15 protein-coding genes and 1 riboswitch are annotated in these 18,626 nt (G+C 45.8%); of the genes, 13 read left to right on the top strand and 2 right to left on the bottom strand.

Going from position 1 to position 18,626, the window contains the following annotated elements; all coding sequences use genetic code 11:
* On the top strand, positions 1-410 hold a 410-nt coding region (locus FTU44_RS09160), incomplete at its 5' end, for an IS5 family transposase (protein WP_180050236.1).
* A 166-nt stretch (positions 411-576) separates the two neighbouring features.
* Here FTU44_RS09160 and FTU44_RS09155 read toward each other — a convergent pair.
* The gene (locus FTU44_RS09155) at positions 577-1,779 is read right to left on the bottom strand and encodes a CynX/NimT family MFS transporter (protein WP_180050233.1); all 1,203 of its coding nucleotides are present in this window, start codon (positions 1,777-1,779) and stop codon (positions 577-579) included.
* Between the two features lie 421 nt (positions 1,780-2,200).
* Between FTU44_RS09155 and murG the strand changes: the two genes are divergently transcribed.
* The 7 genes from murG to lpxC all read left to right on the top strand — a co-directional run bounded on the left by murG (position 2,201) and on the right by lpxC (position 10,314).
* Positions 2,201-3,307, top strand: coding sequence for an undecaprenyldiphospho-muramoylpentapeptide beta-N-acetylglucosaminyltransferase (gene murG, locus FTU44_RS09150; protein ID WP_180050231.1), 1,107 nt, complete (start codon positions 2,201-2,203; stop codon positions 3,305-3,307).
* Positions 3,308-3,310: 3 nt separating this feature from the next.
* On the top strand, positions 3,311-4,759 hold the full coding sequence (murC, locus tag FTU44_RS09145) for a UDP-N-acetylmuramate--L-alanine ligase (protein WP_100534532.1): 1,449 nt from the start codon (positions 3,311-3,313) through the stop codon (positions 4,757-4,759).
* Between the two features lie 57 nt (positions 4,760-4,816).
* Positions 4,817-5,746: a D-alanine--D-alanine ligase gene (locus tag FTU44_RS09140; RefSeq protein ID WP_005173261.1), complete on the top strand. Its 930-nt coding sequence runs from the start codon at positions 4,817-4,819 to the stop codon at positions 5,744-5,746.
* 2 nt (positions 5,747-5,748) lie between these two features.
* On the top strand, positions 5,749-6,603 hold the full coding sequence (locus tag FTU44_RS09135) for a cell division protein FtsQ/DivIB (RefSeq protein WP_074383860.1): 855 nt from the start codon (positions 5,749-5,751) through the stop codon (positions 6,601-6,603).
* 69 nt (positions 6,604-6,672) lie between these two features.
* A complete protein-coding gene (gene ftsA, locus FTU44_RS09130; protein ID WP_005173256.1) occupies positions 6,673-7,935 on the top strand; it encodes a cell division protein FtsA in 1,263 nt (420 codons plus the stop codon).
* Between the two features lie 159 nt (positions 7,936-8,094).
* Complete coding sequence (ftsZ, locus tag FTU44_RS09125) at positions 8,095-9,285, top strand: cell division protein FtsZ (RefSeq protein ID WP_005095029.1); 1,191 nt, start codon at positions 8,095-8,097, stop codon at positions 9,283-9,285.
* A gap of 126 nt (positions 9,286-9,411) precedes the next feature.
* A complete protein-coding gene (gene lpxC / locus FTU44_RS09120; RefSeq protein ID WP_005095032.1) occupies positions 9,412-10,314 on the top strand; it encodes a UDP-3-O-acyl-N-acetylglucosamine deacetylase in 903 nt (300 codons plus the stop codon).
* A gap of 99 nt (positions 10,315-10,413) precedes the next feature.
* Here lpxC and FTU44_RS09115 read toward each other — a convergent pair whose 3' ends face one another.
* Positions 10,414-10,854 (bottom strand): DciA family protein, encoded by a 441-nt coding sequence (locus FTU44_RS09115; RefSeq protein ID WP_180050229.1) that lies wholly within the window; start codon positions 10,852-10,854, stop codon positions 10,414-10,416.
* A gap of 107 nt (positions 10,855-10,961) precedes the next feature.
* Here FTU44_RS09115 and FTU44_RS09110 point away from each other — a divergent pair, with 107 nt between their 5' ends.
* From FTU44_RS09110 to FTU44_RS09090, 5 genes are all read left to right on the top strand, one after another.
* On the top strand, positions 10,962-11,645 hold the full coding sequence (locus FTU44_RS09110; protein WP_005173245.1) for a M23 family metallopeptidase: 684 nt from the start codon (positions 10,962-10,964) through the stop codon (positions 11,643-11,645).
* Between the two features lie 328 nt (positions 11,646-11,973).
* The gene (gene aceE / locus FTU44_RS09105) at positions 11,974-14,676 is read left to right on the top strand and encodes a pyruvate dehydrogenase (acetyl-transferring), homodimeric type (RefSeq protein WP_180050226.1); all 2,703 of its coding nucleotides are present in this window, start codon (positions 11,974-11,976) and stop codon (positions 14,674-14,676) included.
* A gap of 2 nt (positions 14,677-14,678) precedes the next feature.
* Entirely contained in the window at positions 14,679-16,691 is a 2,013-nt protein-coding gene (locus tag FTU44_RS09100) for a 2-oxo acid dehydrogenase subunit E2 (RefSeq protein WP_180050223.1), read from the top strand.
* 88 nt (positions 16,692-16,779) lie between these two features.
* Positions 16,780-16,907: riboswitch (yybP-ykoY riboswitch) on the top strand.
* A gap of 88 nt (positions 16,908-16,995) precedes the next feature.
* Positions 16,996-17,571, top strand: a complete 576-nt coding sequence (locus tag FTU44_RS09095) for a TMEM165/GDT1 family protein (protein ID WP_159516485.1) — start codon at positions 16,996-16,998, stop codon at positions 17,569-17,571.
* 184 nt (positions 17,572-17,755) lie between these two features.
* The gene (locus tag FTU44_RS09090; protein WP_074383865.1) at positions 17,756-18,553 is read left to right on the top strand and encodes an MBL fold metallo-hydrolase; all 798 of its coding nucleotides are present in this window, start codon (positions 17,756-17,758) and stop codon (positions 18,551-18,553) included.
* The last annotated feature ends 73 nt before the right edge of the window (positions 18,554-18,626 follow it).

Here is an 18,626-nt window from a genome sequence, read left to right as displayed (position 1 = left end):
CACGCGGTGGACGAACAACAAAAATACATCTTGCAACCGACGCGAATGGATTACCGATTGATTTTAAAATCACTGAGGGTGACGTCCACGACAGTCAAGTTGCAAAACAACTGATTGATACGGTAGACGAGGCAACTTATCTCATTGCTGATAAGGGGTATGATGCTGAGCACATTAGAATATATGCCAAGAACAAGAATATGATTTCCATTATTCCATTGAGATCAAACAGTAAGAGATCGAATAAGGAATTTGATAAATATCTATATAAATTAAGACATTTAGTTGAAAATGCATTTTCGAGATTAAAACATTTCCGTGCTATTGCAACTCGATTTGATAAACTGGCACGCAATTATAAATCTATGATTCGTATAGCCTGTATATTTATTTGGTGCAAAGCCAAATGAGGACACACCCTAGTAAATTTGTCGCAGAAACAATCATTTTTAAATCTAGTCCTGCCTCAAACAGTTGCGGATGACTTTTCTACTTGTCAAATATGATCATGAATTTAAAAAAGAAAATTCTAGTCAATTTCTTAACTGACTGGCATTACTCATCTGAGGCTCTTTTTTATTGAGCATAACGCTTAAATAAAAGCAGCGTCATCAATATTCCTAAGATAGAAAGACAGGCTGTGACTGTCGCGATATGGGCCCATTGTTGTGTCGTGGATACCAGTGCTGCACTCAGAGGAGGTACAAAGAATTGCCCACAGGCTGAAACCTGTAAAACCAGACCGACACTGGCGGCTGCGGCATTGGCATGCGGTGCATAGCGCAGGGTAATCGCAAAAATTGTGGTCGGAATCATCCCGCCAATGAGTGAAAACAGTACGGCACTCACAAGCTGTAATTCAAATAACAGCCAAGAGCTTGCCGCAAAAGCCAGCAAACTGCTGCACAGCATGGCGATAAATCCTGTGCTTAACAGGGTTTTGGGTTTCCAGCCACCTTGCAGCAACATACCTGCGCCAAAGGTACCGCCTAAATTGGCAAGCACCACCATCGAGACCAGAGCCCCTGCGACTTTTAAGTCAATCCCATGTTCGACATACAGGGTAGGCAAGAATCCAGTCACGGTTATCCACTGACTGGTATAACAGGCAAAAATAATGGCCAAACACAAAATCGGTGGGTGAGTCAGGGTCACTTTAATAATTTGCCAGAAGGAGGTATTTTCTGTGCCGGCTTGCGGGTGATTCGGCTGTACCGGTGTGACCGCTTCAAGATATAAATACCGTTTAATCATCACTGCAATGAGCAGACAGAGACTCCCTAAAATGGCCCAAATGCTTTGCCAGCTCAGGTATTCAAGCAACATGGGAATGGTAAAGACAGCAAGACTGACACCAACCCCCATATAGGAACTCCAGAGTCCCATTTTAAAATTGAGTGTTTCAGCTCGGCTGATACGTTTGAGAATGGCAGGGGCACATAAGGAGATAGTTAAAAATCCGATCCCTTCAGTAAAACGGAAGAAATACAACGCCGCGACATGCTGAATCCAGAGGCCTGCCATACTGCTGAGGCCTAAAATGATCAACGCCAAGATCAGGCAGCGTTTTAAACCGACTTTTTCTGACAATGCACCAATACACAAGGCAAACAGCATCCCCGCGCCTTGAACCAGAGACAGGGAAAAACCGGCTTGCGTAAAGCTGAGACCTAAATCCTGTTGTAAAATGGGAATAACCGCAGAAAGTTTCCCGACATGAATAGCCGCCAAATAGCCGGCCAAAATAACCCATAGGTCACGAATTGATATTTTTGACATTTATAATGATTTAATCCATTCAATCAATGTGCTAATACAGCTAAAAAAATGTATATAGCGATATGGATAACATAAAATTTTATTAAGATTTATATGATTTAGGCATAAGTTAATAGAGCAATTAAACTGGCGAATGAATAGAAATTGTTGAGAAAATCCTGGAAAACAAATAGATCTAACAAATACAGTGAGGGAAAGACTAAATGAAAGAGGGTTAAAATTGTGTTTATATGTCACTTAAGTCTAAGGAAAAATGCCTGCCTGATAACAAAACTAGTTTAAACTTTAAAATCGTATGAAAAAAACAATTAATGCCTTGTTGAAATAAAGTAAATAAACTTTCAAGGCCCTACAATTGTGATTACAATTGACCACTTAAATCAGATTTCCTGTTCCCTTTTTTAAATTGAAGAATTAGACCGTGACCGACGCTCAGCAAAAACAGCCTAAACATGTCATGATGATGGCCGCAGGTACGGGTGGACATGTGTTTCCAGCGTTAGCCGTTGCAAAAAACTTACAACAACAAGGGATTGAAGTGTCTTGGCTGGCTACGCCTGCAGGCATGGAAAATCGTTTATTAAAAAATCAGAATATTCCTATTTATCAAATTGATATTCAGGGTGTGCGTGGTAATGGTTTTGTACGTAAGGCCTTGGCGCCTTTTAAAATCATGACAGCGACTTTTAGTGCCATGAAATACATGAAGCAGCTAAAAGTCGATGCCGTAGCCGGCTTTGGTGGTTATGTGGCAGGGCCGGGTGGTCTGGCTGCGCGTATTCTAGGCATTCCGGTGCTGGTTCATGAGCAGAATGCGGTGGCCGGTTTTACCAATAGCCAATTGTCGCGTGTTGCCAAGACGGTGTGTCAGGCGTTTCCGGACACCTTTCCCGCACAGGATAAAATCGTGACCACGGGCAATCCGGTGCGCCAAGAAATTAGTGACATTTTAAATCCGTCCTGGCGTTATCAGGAGCGTGAAAAAGCAGGATTACCCTTACGCATTTTAATCGTAGGTGGATCTTTGGGAGCGCAGGCCTTAAATGAACGGGTGCCTGAAGCCTTAAAACAGTTCAATGTGCCTTTAAATGTCTATCATCAGTGTGGTCAAAACCATGCTGAGGCGACGCGTGCACGTTATGCCAATGCTCCGGCAAATCTGCACGTCGAAGTACAGCCGTTTATTGAAGATATGGCCAAAGCCTATAGTGATGCCGATGTGGTGATCTGTCGTGCTGGCGCATTGACCGTGACTGAAATTGCGACGGCAGGTGTGGCTGCAATTTTTGTACCGCTTCCAAGTGCGGTGGATGATCACCAGACTGCCAATGCCGGCTTTCTGGCCAAGATTAATGCGGCAAAGATTTGCCCACAGGTCAGCATGACCCCGGAAACTTTAAAAACCTTATTAGAGCCGATGCTGAATCGCCAGCTATTAATGGAAATGGCGGTAAAAGCACGTCGACAGGCTCAACCCGATGCGACTCAACATGTGGTCCGTTTAATTCAAGAATTATCATTCGAGTAAACTATGTCTCCAGTAACCCCAGCTGAACAAGCGAAAAAATTAATTAAAGTGCCGGAAATGCGCCGTATCAAACACATTCATTTTGTGGGCATTGGCGGTGCAGGCATGTGTGGTATTGCCGAAGTATTGAAAAATCAGGGCTATAAAGTTTCCGGTTCAGATATCAAGGCATCCAATACCACGGCGCAGCTGGAAGAAAATGGGATCAAGGTTTATATCGGGCACACTGCAAATAATATTAAAGGGGCCAATGTGATCGTGGTGTCTACTGCGATTGACAAGGAAAACCCGGAAATTAAAACCGCGATTGAAAGTCGTATTCCTGTGGTTCGCCGTGCAGAAATGCTGGGTGAGCTGATGCGTTACCGTCATGGTATTGCGGTTGCCGGTACTCATGGCAAAACCACGACCACCAGTCTGCTTACCTGTATGCTGGCAGAAGAAAACATGGATCCAACCTATGTGATCGGCGGTTTGCTGAACCGTACCGGTATGAATGCTGCTCTGGGTGCCAGCCGTTATATCGTGGCAGAAGCCGATGAATCGGATGCCTCTTTCCTGCACTTGGAACCTATGGCTGCTGTAGTGACCAATATCGATGCCGACCATATGGATACCTATGGCGGTAGCTTCGATGTGCTGAAAGATACTTTTATCCAGTTCCTGCAAAAACTGCCATTTTATGGCCTGGCCGTGGTCTGTGGTGATGATGCCAATATTCGTGAAATCATGCCACGAATTGCACGTCCGGTGCTGACCTACGGTTTTAATGAAGACAATGACATTCGCGCGATAGATGTCGATCAGGACGGCATGCAAACGCACTTTACCGTATTGCGTAAAGAGCGTGAGCCATTACGTGTAACCGTGAATCAGCCAGGCTTGCATAATGTCCTGAATGCCTTGGCTGCGATTGGTGTCGCGACCGATGAAGGCGTGTCTGATGCTTCTATTTGCCGTGCACTGGAAGGTTTCAGTGGGGTAGGCCGTCGCTTCGAAGTTCAGGGCGAATTTGAAATTGAGGGTGGTAATGTAAAACTGGTGGATGATTATGGTCATCATCCAAAAGAAGTCGAAGCCACCATTAAAGCCGCGCGTCAGAGTCATCCGGATCGTCGCCTGGTGATGATGTTCCAGCCACACCGTTATAGCCGTACCCGTGACTGTTTTGATGATTTTGTGGAAGTACTTTCTACTGTAGACCAGTTATTGTTATTGGATGTTTATCCTGCCGGTGAAAAACCGATTGTAGGGGCGGACAGCCGTACTTTAGCCCGCAGCATTCGTTTACGTGGCGAAGTTGAGCCAATTCTGGTCGATGCGGTGGACGGTAATCTGAATCAGATCATGAGAAAAGTATTGCAAGCAAATGACTTGTTATTAACCCAAGGCGCAGGTAATGTTGGAGCAATCTCAGTCGAACTTGCGCAAAATCACTTATATATAAAATAGTCATCTTGCATGACTGAATTGAATTGACCAGATTGAAAAAAGTTTAAGGATATAAACGTGTCAAATGCTTCAAAATTCGGAAAAGTTGCCGTGTTGCTTGGTGGTAAATCTGCAGAGCGTGAGGTTTCTCTAGACAGTGGTACGGCGGTACTTGAGGCATTAGTGCGTTCAGGGGTCAATGCGGAAGCTTTTGACCCGCAGCAACGTAGTGTCACAGAACTGGTAAATTATGACCGTGCTTTCATTGTATTGCATGGTCGTGGTGGTGAAGACGGTCAGATTCAGGGTGTACTGGAATGGCTAAATGTGCCCTATACCGGTACGGGGGTACAAGGCTCTGCAATCGGCATGGACAAGGTCAAGACCAAGCAGGTCTGGCAGGGTTCGGAATTGCCGACAGCGCCTTATCGTATTGTTACCAAAGATTCCGATGCGGCTGATATCGTCAATTCTTTAGGCCTGCCTTTGATTATCAAACCGGTACATGAAGGTTCCAGTATCGGCATGAGCAAGGTTGAAAAAATTGAAGACTTTGCAGAAGCAATTGCCAAGGCAACTGAACATGATGCCGTGGTGATGGCAGAACAATGGATTACCGGCCGTGAATTCACCATTGTGGTTTTAAATGGTCAGGCGCTGCCTGTGATTCGTCTTGAACCACCTCAAGATGTTGCTTTCTATGATTATGAAGCCAAATATAACCGTAATGATGTGCAATATGGCATTCCATGTGGTTTGACCGAAGCTGAAGAGCAACAGTTAAAAGCCCTGAGTCTGCGTGCATTTCAGGCAGTCGGTGCCAGCGGTTGGGGCCGGATTGATGCCATGCAGGATGAACAGGGCAACTTCTGGCTGCTGGAAGTGAATACCGTACCGGGCATGACCAGTCATTCTTTGGTGCCAAAAGCGGCAGCTGCAGTCGGTTATAGTTTTGATGACCTGTGTGTTGCGATTCTGGAACAGACCCTGACCGGGTCGGCACACTAAATATGGCTCAACTTCCTGTTTCCATGCGCCGTAAACGTGCTGCGATTACCTCAATTCACGACAAGCCGCCGACACGCAAAGAAAAGCTGTCCAATTTTGGTGGCTGGTTATTGTTGTGTATTGCGGTGCTGGTGCTGGCCTTTGGAATATTGGGCTTATATAAAGTCATGACCAATACCGAAGTGGCAGAGCTGGGCGTGTTAGGTACGCGCTCGGCTGCTGAACAGCGTCAGGTCATGCAATATGTGTCACCGGTTGTGACCGAAAACTATTTTACTTCGGATCTGGAAGCGATCCGCGATCGTACCCTGGAGCTGTCCTGGGTGGATCGGGTGGTGGTTTCCCGAGCCTGGCCAAATGGCATTCGGGTACGGATCATGCCACATCATGCGATTGCACGTTGGGGCACAGGACGTTTATTGAGTGACAGTGGTGTCATTTTCACCGAAGTCACACCCAAGAATTATGAGGCATTACCGTTACTACATGGGCCAGCGAGCCATGCAGAAACCATGATGCGTCGTTATAATGAAATTAATCAGTTATTTTTGCCACACGGCATTCGTCTAAAAGAACTCTATCTCACCGAGCGAATGACCTGGTTTATGCAGTTTGATTCGGGTTTAAGAATAATTGTTGATAAAGATCAGACCATGAGCAAATTACAGCGCTTGAGCCATCTGTCTCAAAGCGACTTAAAGCCGGTCTGGTCTAAAATTTCGGCCATCGACCTGCGTTATCGCAATGGATTGTCGATACAGTGGAAAAATTCAATTCCGCCTAAAATTGTAAATGGGCATTTTATTGTAACCATTGATGACACGGGCGTTGAGAATAATGTAACAGTAAAGCCATAATGATCGGCTTTAAAAAATAGAGGCATTCAAGCCATAAATCTAACAAACATGTAATGGTAGTAGTGAATAATGAGTGAAGCTGTTCCCTCGGTTGTGGCGATTGACATTGGGACACACAAAGTTTCAGTTTTGATTGGCAAGGTACACGCGCCAGACAATATCCAAGTGATTGGTATGGCTACCGCTCGTAACCGAGGCATGAGTAAAGGGAAAATTGTCAGTCTCGATAAAGTTATTACCGCAATTAAAAATGCCGTCCAAGAAGCAGAAGATATGGCGGAGTGTCGGGTGCATTCTGCTTGGGTTTCTATTCCAAGTGCCGAATTAAAAAGCTTTTATGCTTCAGGTCGAACCTCGATCGACAATAGCGAACATGCGATTACCACCAGCGAAGTGGTTCGTGCACTGGAGTTGGCCAAAGCCAGTCATTTGACTTCAGACCATTATCTGGTCAGTGCTGTGCCTTTGGGCTTCGAGCTAGATGACTCATCAGAGTGGGTGCTGAATCCGATTCGGATGTCTGCACATAGCATGACTGGTCATTATCATCTGATGATGCTGCCGATTAGCACCATGCAAAATATTGACCGTGCCCTCAAGGGCGCCAATATTGGTGTGGAAAAAATGGTGGTCTCAAGTCTGGCAACTGCTGAGGCCAGTCTGCTCAAAGATGAAAAAGAATATGGCGTCTGTCTGGTCGATATCGGTGCCGGCACCACCAATGTGGCGGTGTATGTGGATGGTCGTCTGGCCTTAACCCATACCTTCCAGCGTGGTGGCGAGCATGTGACCCGTGATATTGCGGCGGTGTTACAGACCACGACCGAAGAAGCTGAACGCCTGAAACTGCTGTATGGCTGTGTAGACCTGAAAGTGGTTAAGCCTGACCATATGATTCAGTTCCAGGGGATTGATGGGCCACAAACCATCAGCCGGATTGAGCTGACCGAAATTATCATGGCGCGTTATGACGAGATTCTTGGATTGGTGCGTGATGAACTGGTGAAAAATGGCGCGATCCAGGGCTTGTATCATGGTGTGGTCCTGACCGGTGATGCCAGTCATATTGAAGGTATGGTGAGTTTTGTACGCCGTACCTTGGGTGTGTCAGCTCATTTGGGTAATCCACCAACGCAGGTGTATGCCGATGAACAGCATCAGGCAGCGCTACGCCGTTCGCAATATAGTACGGTCGCGGGTTTGCTGATGTTTAGTCAGAGTGATACTCAAGACACGATTGTAGAACAGGATGATGTAGAGCGATTATCGTTAACTCAGCGCGTCAAGCGGGCTTGGTCTGGCTTTAATGACACCTTGAAATCAATCTTTTAAGTCGATTTTTATTGTGAATATTGTTGAGAAGATGTAGTTAATCGGGCTTGTACTTGACAAGTTAACGCATGAGCAGCATTCTTAAAAACAATTTTATTAAGATTAAGGCAGTGTACGGGCTTAGTGACTGCCAATTATGAATTAGGAATTTTATAGGTCATGGCCTCATTTGAATTTTTCGAAGACGATCATAGCGATAGCAATGGTCAAGCCCGTTTCACTGTGTTTGGTGTAGGCGGTGCGGGTGGTAATGCTGTACAACACATGTTGCAGTCCGATATCCAGGGCGTAAAGTTTGTTTGTGCCAATACGGACAAGCAGGCACTCGATCGCATGGAAGCCGAATTTAAAATTCAGCTGGGTGAGCAAAGTACCCGTGGTCTGGGTGCAGGTGCCAATCCGCAAGTGGGTCAGACTGCAGCAGAAGAAAGCCGTGAACTGATCCGCCAGCAGCTTGAAGGGACCGATATGGTCTTTGTCACTGCGGGTATGGGCGGTGGTACCGGAACGGGTGCTGCGCCAGTGGTTGCTGAAATTGCCAAAGAAATGGGTATCCTGACGGTTGGTGTAGTGACGACGCCATTCAACTTTGAGGGCAAGCGCCGTTTACAATCTGCGGAAAAAGGCATTGAAGCGCTTGAGCAGCATGTCGACTCATTGATTATCATTCCAAATCAGCGTTTATTGAAAGTCTTCCGTGATATTTCAATGAAAGATGCCTATAAAAAAGCGGATGATGTGCTACTGAATGCGGTACGCAGTATTTTTGATCTTGTGGTACGTCCGGGTCATATTAACCTTGACTTCGCCGATTTGAAAACAGCGATGAGTACTCGTGGTTATGCCATGATGGGTGTTGGTTTAGGCCGTGGTGAAAACCGTGCCCGTCAGGCTGCTGAACAGGCTATTCGTAGCCCATTACTCGATAACGTAACCATCATGAATGCCAAAGGTATTCTGATTAACGTAACGGGTGGCGATGATGTCACTTTCGGTGAAATTGAAGAAATCACCGATGTTGTTAACCAGATTGTCGATTTGGATGAAGGTCAGGTGTTCTACGGTACGGTATTTGATCCGGATGCACGTGATGAAATCAGTGTGACCGTGATTGCAACGGGTTTAACCCGTCATGCAGCGGATTCAGTTGAACCGACCAAACGTACCAATGTACAGGCAACGCGCCCAGCAGCAGCCTCACAGGCTGTGGTAGAAGATGATGATGTACCAGCGATTCAGCGCCAACAGCATGAAACCGCTACGCCAGCGAATGCTGCAGCATCAGTTTCAAGCCCGCGTCCAACGCCAATGAGTATTCAGGATTATCTTAAGAATCAACAGCGTAAATAACATGTAACATCATGTGTTTACCATGATTACACAGGAAAGGTGGCTTTTAAGCCACCTTTTTGTTTTTTCTCAATGGCCAAATATGCTAACGTATAGCGGTTTTATTGATGAACAGATGAAAGAAGCATGTTGAAACAACGTACCCTGAAACGTATCGTGAAAGCGAGCGGAATCGGTCTTCACAGTGGGCAAAAAGTCATGATTAACTTTGTGCCGCACCATGCCGATGGGGGAATTGTGTTTCGTCGTATTGACCTGAATCCGCCGGTCGACATTCCTGCCGATGCGATGCTGATTCAGGAAGCTTTCATGTGCTCGAATCTGGTTCAGGAAAATGCCAAAGTCGGTACGATTGAACATGTCATGAGTGCGATTGCCGGTTTAGGAATTGATAACCTGATTATCGAAGTCTCTGCCTCGGAAGTGCCGATTATGGATGGCAGTGCAGGCCCGTTTATCTATTTGCTCATGCAAGGTGGTCTGCAAGAACTGGATGCTGCGAAAAAATTCGTCAAGATTATTAAACCGGTTGAAGCACTGATTGATGATAAGCGTGCCATTTTTAGTCCGCACCATGGCTTCCAGCTGAATTTCACCATTGATTTTGATCATCCTGCTTTTAAAAAAGAACATCAGTCCGCCAGTATCGATTTCTCGACTGAAACTTTTGTTTATGAGGTTAGTGAAGCACGTACCTTTGGTTTTATGAAAGATCTGGATTATCTCAAAGCCAATAATCTGGCACTGGGAGCCAGTTTGGAGAATGCCATTGGTGTGGATGAAACCGGAGTGGTGAATGAAGAGGGTCTAAGGTTCTCTGATGAATTTGTACGCCATAAAATTTTGGATGCAGTCGGGGATTTGTATCTGCTTGGACATCAGATCATTGCCAAATTTGATGGTTATAAATCTGGACATGCTTTGAATAATCAGCTGTTGCGCAATGTGAAAAGTGATCCAAGCTGCTATGAAATTGTAACATTTGATGACGAGGCCAATTGTCCAATCATGTATGTGAATGTGACATAAGTCATTGTGTTTGTGTCTTTATGTTTTAGTTATTGCGTCAATAGTGTGACATGTGTCGCATAATACTGCTTTTCTAATTTATTACATTTGATTGCTATGTTACTTTTTATTGCTTGCCAAACGTAGCAAAGCTTGGCTAAGCTTAGGCTCGCTTATAAAGTCAGCTGCACCACGAAGTAATTCCTGTGTTTCTGCATTTAAGGCTCTTTCAGGTGTTGCTGCAACAGGTTGCGTTTGTGAAGGATTCCGCAAACAAACTTGAAGTTTTGTAAGATCTGTTAATTCATTTATTTGAGAGAGTTGTGAAATGTATTGCTTTTGAAGATAGGCCAATTGACTGATCATGGCCTGGTTTTCACCGGTAATCGTTAACACACCATTTTGATAGCACACAACTTGCCAGCGTTCCGGTTGGGGCAATAGCGGTTGTACGAGTTTCGTAAGTTTCTGCCAGGCAGCAACTTGTGATGAGAGAAACGAAAAGTTTCCTGTTTTTATCTGTTTTCTGGTTTGTTGAAAAACGTTGACAGGTTCCGACATACATAATTCCTACATGTTTATGTCTTAATCTTATGCGCTTCTTTTAGTGGATATCAAGGATAGAGATCTTCAAGGAACTCGATTAAAGCAGTTTAGAGAGGTTTTTTATGCATATGCGACGTATTTTGTTGGCATTTTCTTTATCAGTTTCAGCTGCTTCGGTAGCGTTTGCAGATTTAGTCAATCTAAATCAAGAAAATGGTTCAACAGATCGTATCGAGCAATTGACGCGTACTCTGGCACAGGGTGCATATACTCATCCAGATGATATCGATATTCCAGCGCAAACCAAATTGAATGTCCAGCTACGTGAAAAGCCAGTTGAGCTTAACAATCGCACGCTGGCACAGAAGTATGCAAATACCTCATCTAATCGAGCTGCTGCAAATAGTGCTTATTCCTGGCTGATCGCTCATCCCTTACCCAATTCTCGCGTAAGTTCAAATTACGGTGGTCGTACCATGGGTGGCCGTGCTGAAAATCACTCAGGTCTTGATCTTGCAGCGCCAAGTGGTACACCAATTTATGCCACAGGCCCAGGTATTGTAACCAAATCAGGTTGGGGTACGGGTTATGGTCAATATGTTGAAATCAATCATGGCAATGGCTATTTAACACGTTATGCTCATGCTTCACGTCTTATTGCACGTGTGGGAGAACAGGTACAGGCAGGTGATCATATTGCCAACGTTGGCTGTACTGGCCGCTGTACCGGTCCACACTTGCATTATGAAGTTGTAAAAGACGGTCAACGTAAAAACCCATCTACTTATTTGGCTATGTTACCTTAAGTATAGACCTGAATTTCTATTAGGCTCTTTATACATAAGCATCTCTCCAATAAGCATTTCAAAGCGATTAAGCTAAGGCTCTTCAACCCACATTGAAGGGTTCTTCAGATAATCGCTTTTAAGTCTGATATTATCACCAACTATTATAATGAATGTATAATAAATCTCCTATATTGACTATTTTTTGTTATGTTGTGTAATTAAACGTCACCAATCATTTAGTTCCTAAATAGTACTGCCAAATCGCATTCAGCCAGAGCCATACCTGCTGAGGTCTCAAATATGGTACATATAAGACATTAAATTAGGCTTTTAGGAACTGTAGATTATGGCGTTTTATGGCGATACAGACGCGCAAGAAACCCAAGAATGGCAAGATGCATTTGACTCTGTTTTGCAACACATGGGTACCGAGCGTGCAGCATTTTTATTAGAAAAACTTTTTCAACGCGCAATTGCAAAGCATGTTCCTATTCAGCGTTTAAATACTCCCTACTTAAATACGATTTCGGTTGAAGAACAACCGGCAATGCCGGGCGACCAGGATATGGAACGCCGGATTCGTGCGCTGGTTCGCTGGAATGCCTTGGCAATGGTATTGCGCGCAAATAAAACCGGTGATGACCTCGGTGGTCACTTGGCCAGCTTTGCCTCTTCCGCAACTTTATATGATGTCGGTTTTAACCATTTTTTCCGTGCCAACAGTGACAGCTTTGGCGGCGATATGATCTATTATCAAGGTCACTGTGCCCCCGGTATTTACGCGCGTTCGTTTTTAGAAGGCCGTTTGACTGAAGATCATCTGAATAATTTCCGTCGTGAAGTCGGTGGCAAAGGTTTGCCATCTTATCCGCATCCTTATTTGATGCCGGATTATTGGCAGTTCCCAACGGTATCGATGGGTTTGGGCCCAATCATGTCGATTTATCAGGCACATATTCAAAAGTACCTGATGAACCGTGGCCTGATCAAAGAAGAAGATCGTAAGGTTTGGGCGTATTTGGGTGATGGCGAGATGGACGAGCCAGAAAGCCTCGGTGCAATCTCGCTGGCAGGTCGTGAAAAACTCGACAACCTGATCTGGGTGGTGAACTGTAACTTGCAACGTCTGGATGGTCCGGTACGTGGTAATGGCAAGATCATTCAGGAACTTGAGTCACTATTCCGCGGCGCAGGCTGGCGTGTGATTAAAGTGGTGTGGGGCCGTCATTGGGACCCATTACTGGATAAAGATAAATCTGGTGCACTCAAAGCCGTGATGGAAGAAGCGGTTGACGGCGACTTCCAGCGTTACCAGGTCAAAGGTGGGGCCTATGCACGTGAAAAGTTCTTTGGTAAATATCCAGAAGCCAAAGAGCTGGTCAAGGATTTAAGCGATGAAGATATTGATAATCTGAACCGCGGTGGCCACGATCCGTACAAAGTTTTTGCTGCCTATGCTGAAGCTTGTACTGCCAAAGGTCAACCGACCGTGATTCTGGCGAAAACCGTCAAAGGTTATGGTTTGTCAGAAGAAATTGAAGCAGTCAATAAAACACACCAAATCAAGAAGATGCAAATCAACTCTTTGAAATACGTGCGTGACCGCTTCAACCTGCCATTTACCGATGAGCAATTGGAAGAAGTACCATTCTATCGTCCAAGCGAAAATTCGCCTGAGCTGAAATACATGAAAGCACGTCGTGAAGCATTGGGTGGTTATCTGCCTGCACGTCGGAAGGAAAGCGAGCAACTGGCGATTCCTGAACTTTCGGTATTTGATTCGGTCTTGGCGGGTTCAAATGGTAAAGAACAGTCGACCACGATGGTGATGGTACGTTTAATCTCTGCGCTTCTTAAAGAGAAAGCAATTAAAGACCGTGTTGTTCCGATTGTGCCAGATGAAGCACGTACTTTTGGTTTGGAGGGCATGTTCCGCCAGCTCGGTATCTATGCTGCGCATGGTCAGAAATATACGCCTGAAGACCAAGAACAGTTGATGCATTATCGTGAAGCCAAAGACGGACACATGTTGCAAGAAGGAATTAACGAAGCCGGCGCCATGAGTGCCTGGGCCGCGTTAGGCACCAGTTATTCAACCAATAACCTGCCAATGATCCCGATGTACATGTACTACTCGATGTTCGGTTTCCAGCGTATCGGTGATATTGCATGGGCAGCCGGTGATGCACAGGCACAAGGTTTCTTGCTCGGTGCAACTGCAGGTCGTACTACACTAAACGGCGAAGGCTTGCAGCATCAGGACGGTCATTCCCATATTCTGGCCAATACCATTCCAAACTGTGTCTCTTATGACCCATGTTTTGGTTATGAACTGGCAGTGATCGTGCATGACGGTTTACAACGTATGTATGTCAATCAGGAACGTGTGTTCTATTACCTGACCGTGATGAACGAAAACTACGAGCATCCGGAAATGCCAAAAGGTGTTGAAGAAGGCATCAAGCGTGGTATGTACTTACTGGAAGAAGATGAAAAAGCCACGGTTCAGTTACTGGGCTCGGGTGTGATCCTGCGTGAAGTGATCAAGGCGGCGAAGATTCTGCGTGAGGAATATCAAATTCACTCAAATGTCTACAGTGTGACCAGCTTCAATGAACTGGCACGTGATGGTATGGCATGTGAAGAATACAACCGCCTGCATCCACTGGCTGAGGATGTGAAAGAAGCATGGATATCGAAACAGCTACGCGGTACCGAAGGTATTGTGGTGTCTGCAACTGATCATATGCGTGCCTATAGCGAACAGATTCGTGCCTATCTTCCAGATAGCCGCCCATTTGTGGCACTCGGTACCGATGGTTATGGCCGTTCAGATACACGTGGTAATTTACGTAGCTACTTCGGTGTCGATGCTGCCCATATTGTGGTAGCAACTCTGAAAAAACTGGCAGATGAAGGTGAAGTTGATCCGCGCCTGGTGAAAGACGCGATCTCGACGTTTGAGCTGGATACCGATCGTCCGGTGGCTTGGGCACCGCAAGACACCCCATCTGTACATGCTGTTGCTGACTACAAAGAGGAGAACTAAGCATGCAAATTACGACTCCCGATATTGGTGTAGATCAGGCAACCGTGGCCGAAATTCTGGTCAAAGTCGGTGATACGATTGCGATTGATGACAGCATCGTGCTGCTTGAATCTGATAAAGCCTCTGTTGAAGTGCCCAGCACTTCAGCAGGGGTAGTGAAAAGCATTCTGGTCAGCCAGGGTGATGAAGTGGCTGAAGGCACTGTACTGATTGAACTGCAAGCTGAAGATGGCAGTACGGATGTGGTCGAGCCACAGCAAGCAGATGCCTCACAAAAAACCTCAGAAAATACGCCGACGTCTTTGCCTGATCAGGAAATCATGCAAGAACTGGCATCACATCAGCCAAAAGTTTCTGCTGCGCCTGAGGCTCAAGCAAGTTCACAAGTGGTCGATGTGCAAGTCCCCGATATTGGTGTAGAGAAAGCCACTGTCGGTGAAATTCTGGTCTCTGTCGGTGATGAAGTCGAGGTGGATCAAAGCATCGTGGTGGTGGAATCGGACAAGGCGACTGTTGAAGTGCCAAGTACGGTTGCAGGTACGGTGGAATCCATCGACATTAAAGAAGGCGACACGATTAAAGAAGGTGTGGTGATTCTAAAAGTGAAAACTTCAGGATCGATCCCGACTGTTGCAGCAGAAGTGCCAAAAGCTGAAGCTGCGCCAGTTCAAGATGCTAAAGCGGAGCCAGTGGCTCAAGCTGCAGCAGCACCTGCGGGTGATGTTGAAGTGATGGTGCCTGATCTGGGTGTAGACAAAGCAGCTGTGGCTGAAATTCTGGTTTCTGTCGGTGATACGGTTGAAAAAGACCAGAGCATCATTGTGGTGGAATCAGACAAAGCCACGGTTGAAGTGCCAAGCACAACTGCTGGGGTGATCAAGGCGATTCATGTTGAGCTGGGACAAAATGTCTCTGAAGGCATTGCACTGATAACAATTCAAGCTGAAGCGCAAGCAGAGGCTGCACCTGTTGCGGCTAAAGCGGAAGCACCGAAAGCAGCTGTTGCACCAGTAGAGACCACCAAAGCAGCACCTGCGGCATCTTCTACTCCAGCGGTGGCGACCTCTGACAATGCCGACAAGCTGACGAAAGAGCAGAATGTCGCCAACTCGAAAGTCTATGCCGGCCCTGCTGTACGTAAACTGGCACGTGAACTGGGCGTAGTATTGTCAGAAGTTCAGGCTTCAGGTTCCAATGCCCGGGTGATGAAAGAAGATCTGAAGGCTTATGTCAAAGCGCGCCTGACTACGCCACAGGCGGCTCCTGTAGCCGCTGCTGCTCAAGCCACAGGTCTACCAAAATTGCCAGACTTTAGTGCTTTTGGTGGTGTGGAAGAAAAAGCCTTGACGCGTTTGCAACAAGTGTCTATTCCGCAGTTGTCGCTGAATAATTTCATTCCGCAAGTGACCCAGTTTGATGCAGCCGATATTACTGAACTGGAAGCGTGGCGTAATGAGCTGAAAGGCAACTTCAAGAAAGAAGGCCTGAGCCTGACCATTATGGCCTTCATCATCAAAGCAGTTGCGCACTTGTTAAAAGAAGAGCGCGAGTTTGCTGGTCACTTGGCCGATGATGGCAAGTCAGTCCTGCTACGTAACGAGATCCATATGGGGATCGCGGTGGCAACGCCAGATGGTTTAACGGTTCCGGTATTGCGTCATCCCGATCAGAAGTCGATTAAACAGATTGCCACTGAGCTGGGAAGCTTGGGTCAAAAAGCGCGTGACAAGAAATTGTCGCCAAAAGATCTGCAAGGGGCGAACTTTACCATTACCAGCCTGGGCTCAATTGGTGGTACTGCATTTACGCCGCTGGTGAACTGGCCGCAAGTGGCAATTCTGGGAATTTCACCTGCCACCATGCAACCCGTCTGGAATGGTGAAGGCTTTGATCCACGCTTGATGCTACCGTTGTCTTTGTCATACGATCACCGTGTGATTAATGGTGCAGATGCTGCGCGTTTCACCAACAAGCTGACCCAGCTGCTCAAAGATATCCGTACTTTATTGATTTAATCTGATCAGATTATTTCAATCATAGACCCTGCTTCGGCGGGGTTTATTTTTGCCACATTGAAAAATAATGGATTTGATTCTATACTTGGCGCACTTCATTGGGGAGTAGCCGCCTTTTGCGCAAAGCAGAAGGGTGATGGTCAACATATTTGTCCTGAACCGGACATGGTCATCATAGCAAAAAACCAAATGAGCTTCTCGAAGCTTTCTTTTGTTGGCAAGACCTTTGATTTACCACTCTGCAGATTTTGGCTAGCAGGAGCGGTGAGTCATTGGTATTGGATGCTAGCCAGAGAAAGACCTCATGTATGAATTCTTACTGTCGACCGCAATTGTGGCACTGGCTGAAATGGGTGACAAAACCCAACTGCTGGCTTTGCTGCTTGCCGCACGTTTTCGCAAACCCATTCCTATTTTAGTTGCTATTTTATTGGCGACGCTGATTAACCATGGCCTTTCTGCGGTATTGGGGCAATGGATCACCACGGTGATTGGGCCGGAAGTGTTGCTGTGGATTGTGTCGATTGGTTTTATTGCGATGGCGGCCTGGATGCTGATTCCGGATGAACTCGGAGATGAAAATGCCAGTATCAATAAATGGCAAAAATTCGGGGTATTTGCTGCAACCTTCATTTTGTTCTTTCTGGCAGAAATTGGCGATAAAACCCAGATTGCCACAGTCGCGCTGGCAGCACGTTTCGATAGTATATTCTGGGTGATGCTCGGTACCACTTTGGGGATGATGCTGGCCAATGCACCTGCGGTATTTCTAGGAGATAAACTGGCGAACAGGCTGCCGATCAGCCTGATTCATAAAATTGGCGCGGCCATTTTCCTGGTGATTGGTGTCGCCACTCTGCTTCAATATTATTTATTTTAAAAATACAGTAATAATTGCATGAATCCTGAGCTAAAAACTCAGGATTTTTTATGCCTAAAATAAGCTTAAAACTTTGATAAGTAGTGTGATATGGCCAGTTTTATTGATTGTAAGTTCAACTAAATACTTATATGTTATATGGGTATAAAACAGCACTTTTAAATTTAAATCGGGGAATATATACATGGTTTTTGAACGCACCACATCGCAGGTCCTGTTTGATAACGGGACACATAAATGCATCAGTTTTACCAGTCTGGTCAAAGGTGAAGGCGTTCAGGCAAACCAGTTTTTAATCATTGATAACGAGCGGGCGGCGGTACTCGATCCGGGTGGTGATCTCACCTATGTTCCGCTAACCATGGAACTGAATAAATACACCCGGTTGACCAATCTGGATTATGTCATGGCTTCGCATCAGGATCCTGACATCATTACTTCGATGCCACGCTGGCTGGTATATACCGATGCCAAAGTGGTGGCTTCCAAGCTCTGGGCGCGTTTCTTGCCACATTTAAACTCGGCTTTTATGAGTGACCGGATGAAAGGCAACTGGCTAGATCGGCTGGTCGAGCTCCCGGATCATGGTCAGATCATTCCTCTGGGTAATGCCAATATTGTGGCGGTACCAGCGCATTTTCTGCATTCAGTCGGCAATTTCCAGTTTTATGATCCGATTGCCAAGATCCTGTTTTCGGGAGATATGGGCGCATCGATGGTCGATGATGCTGCCAAACCATTGGAAAACTTTGCGGCGCATATCCCAAAAATGAAAAGCTTTCATCAGCGTTATATGTGCAATAACAAGGTGATTCGTCTTTGGGTGAACATGGTGCGGGGCATGGATATCGAGATGATTGTGCCGCAGCATGGCACGCCTTTTATGGGTAAAGAGCAGATCACCCAGTTTCTGGACTGGATTGAAACGCTGCAATGTGGCACCGACCTGATGGACGAAACTGTTTTTACCTGTCCTGAATAGTTCACAGAAAAATAAAATTTTTCTTGTGTAGAAAAACAACATTTTTTATATTTCTTCTCCAAAAAACTTTTTT

This window comes from Acinetobacter sp. YH12105, assembly GCF_013419095.1.
Classification (GTDB): Bacteria; Pseudomonadota; Gammaproteobacteria; order Pseudomonadales; family Moraxellaceae; genus Acinetobacter; species Acinetobacter pseudolwoffii.
Note: the sequence above shows the minus strand (reverse complement) of the source record. Positions and strands in the feature narration are given on the sequence as shown.

What these genes read in the sequence shown, in the direction of transcription:
- FTU44_RS09135 (WP_074383860.1), top strand. Translation starts at nt 5,749, where the DNA reads ATGGCTCAACTTCCTGTTTCCATGCGCCGTAAACGTGCTGCGATTACC.
- lpxC (WP_005095032.1), top strand. Translation starts at nt 9,412, where the DNA reads ATGTTGAAACAACGTACCCTGAAACGTATCGTGAAAGCGAGCGGAATC.
- ftsA (WP_005173256.1), top strand. Translation starts at nt 6,673, where the DNA reads ATGAGTGAAGCTGTTCCCTCGGTTGTGGCGATTGACATTGGGACACAC.
- ftsZ (WP_005095029.1), top strand. Translation starts at nt 8,095, where the DNA reads ATGGCCTCATTTGAATTTTTCGAAGACGATCATAGCGATAGCAATGGT.
- FTU44_RS09100 (WP_180050223.1), top strand. Translation starts at nt 14,679, where the DNA reads ATGCAAATTACGACTCCCGATATTGGTGTAGATCAGGCAACCGTGGCC.
- murC (WP_100534532.1), top strand. Translation starts at nt 3,311, where the DNA reads ATGTCTCCAGTAACCCCAGCTGAACAAGCGAAAAAATTAATTAAAGTG.
- FTU44_RS09155 (WP_180050233.1), bottom strand. Translation starts at nt 1,779, where the DNA reads ATGTCAAAAATATCAATTCGTGACCTATGGGTTATTTTGGCCGGCTAT.
- FTU44_RS09090 (WP_074383865.1), top strand. Translation starts at nt 17,756, where the DNA reads ATGGTTTTTGAACGCACCACATCGCAGGTCCTGTTTGATAACGGGACA.
- FTU44_RS09115 (WP_180050229.1), bottom strand. Translation starts at nt 10,854, where the DNA reads ATGTCGGAACCTGTCAACGTTTTTCAACAAACCAGAAAACAGATAAAA.
- aceE (WP_180050226.1), top strand. Translation starts at nt 11,974, where the DNA reads ATGGCGTTTTATGGCGATACAGACGCGCAAGAAACCCAAGAATGGCAA.
- FTU44_RS09110 (WP_005173245.1), top strand. Translation starts at nt 10,962, where the DNA reads ATGCATATGCGACGTATTTTGTTGGCATTTTCTTTATCAGTTTCAGCT.
- FTU44_RS09095 (WP_159516485.1), top strand. Translation starts at nt 16,996, where the DNA reads ATGTATGAATTCTTACTGTCGACCGCAATTGTGGCACTGGCTGAAATG.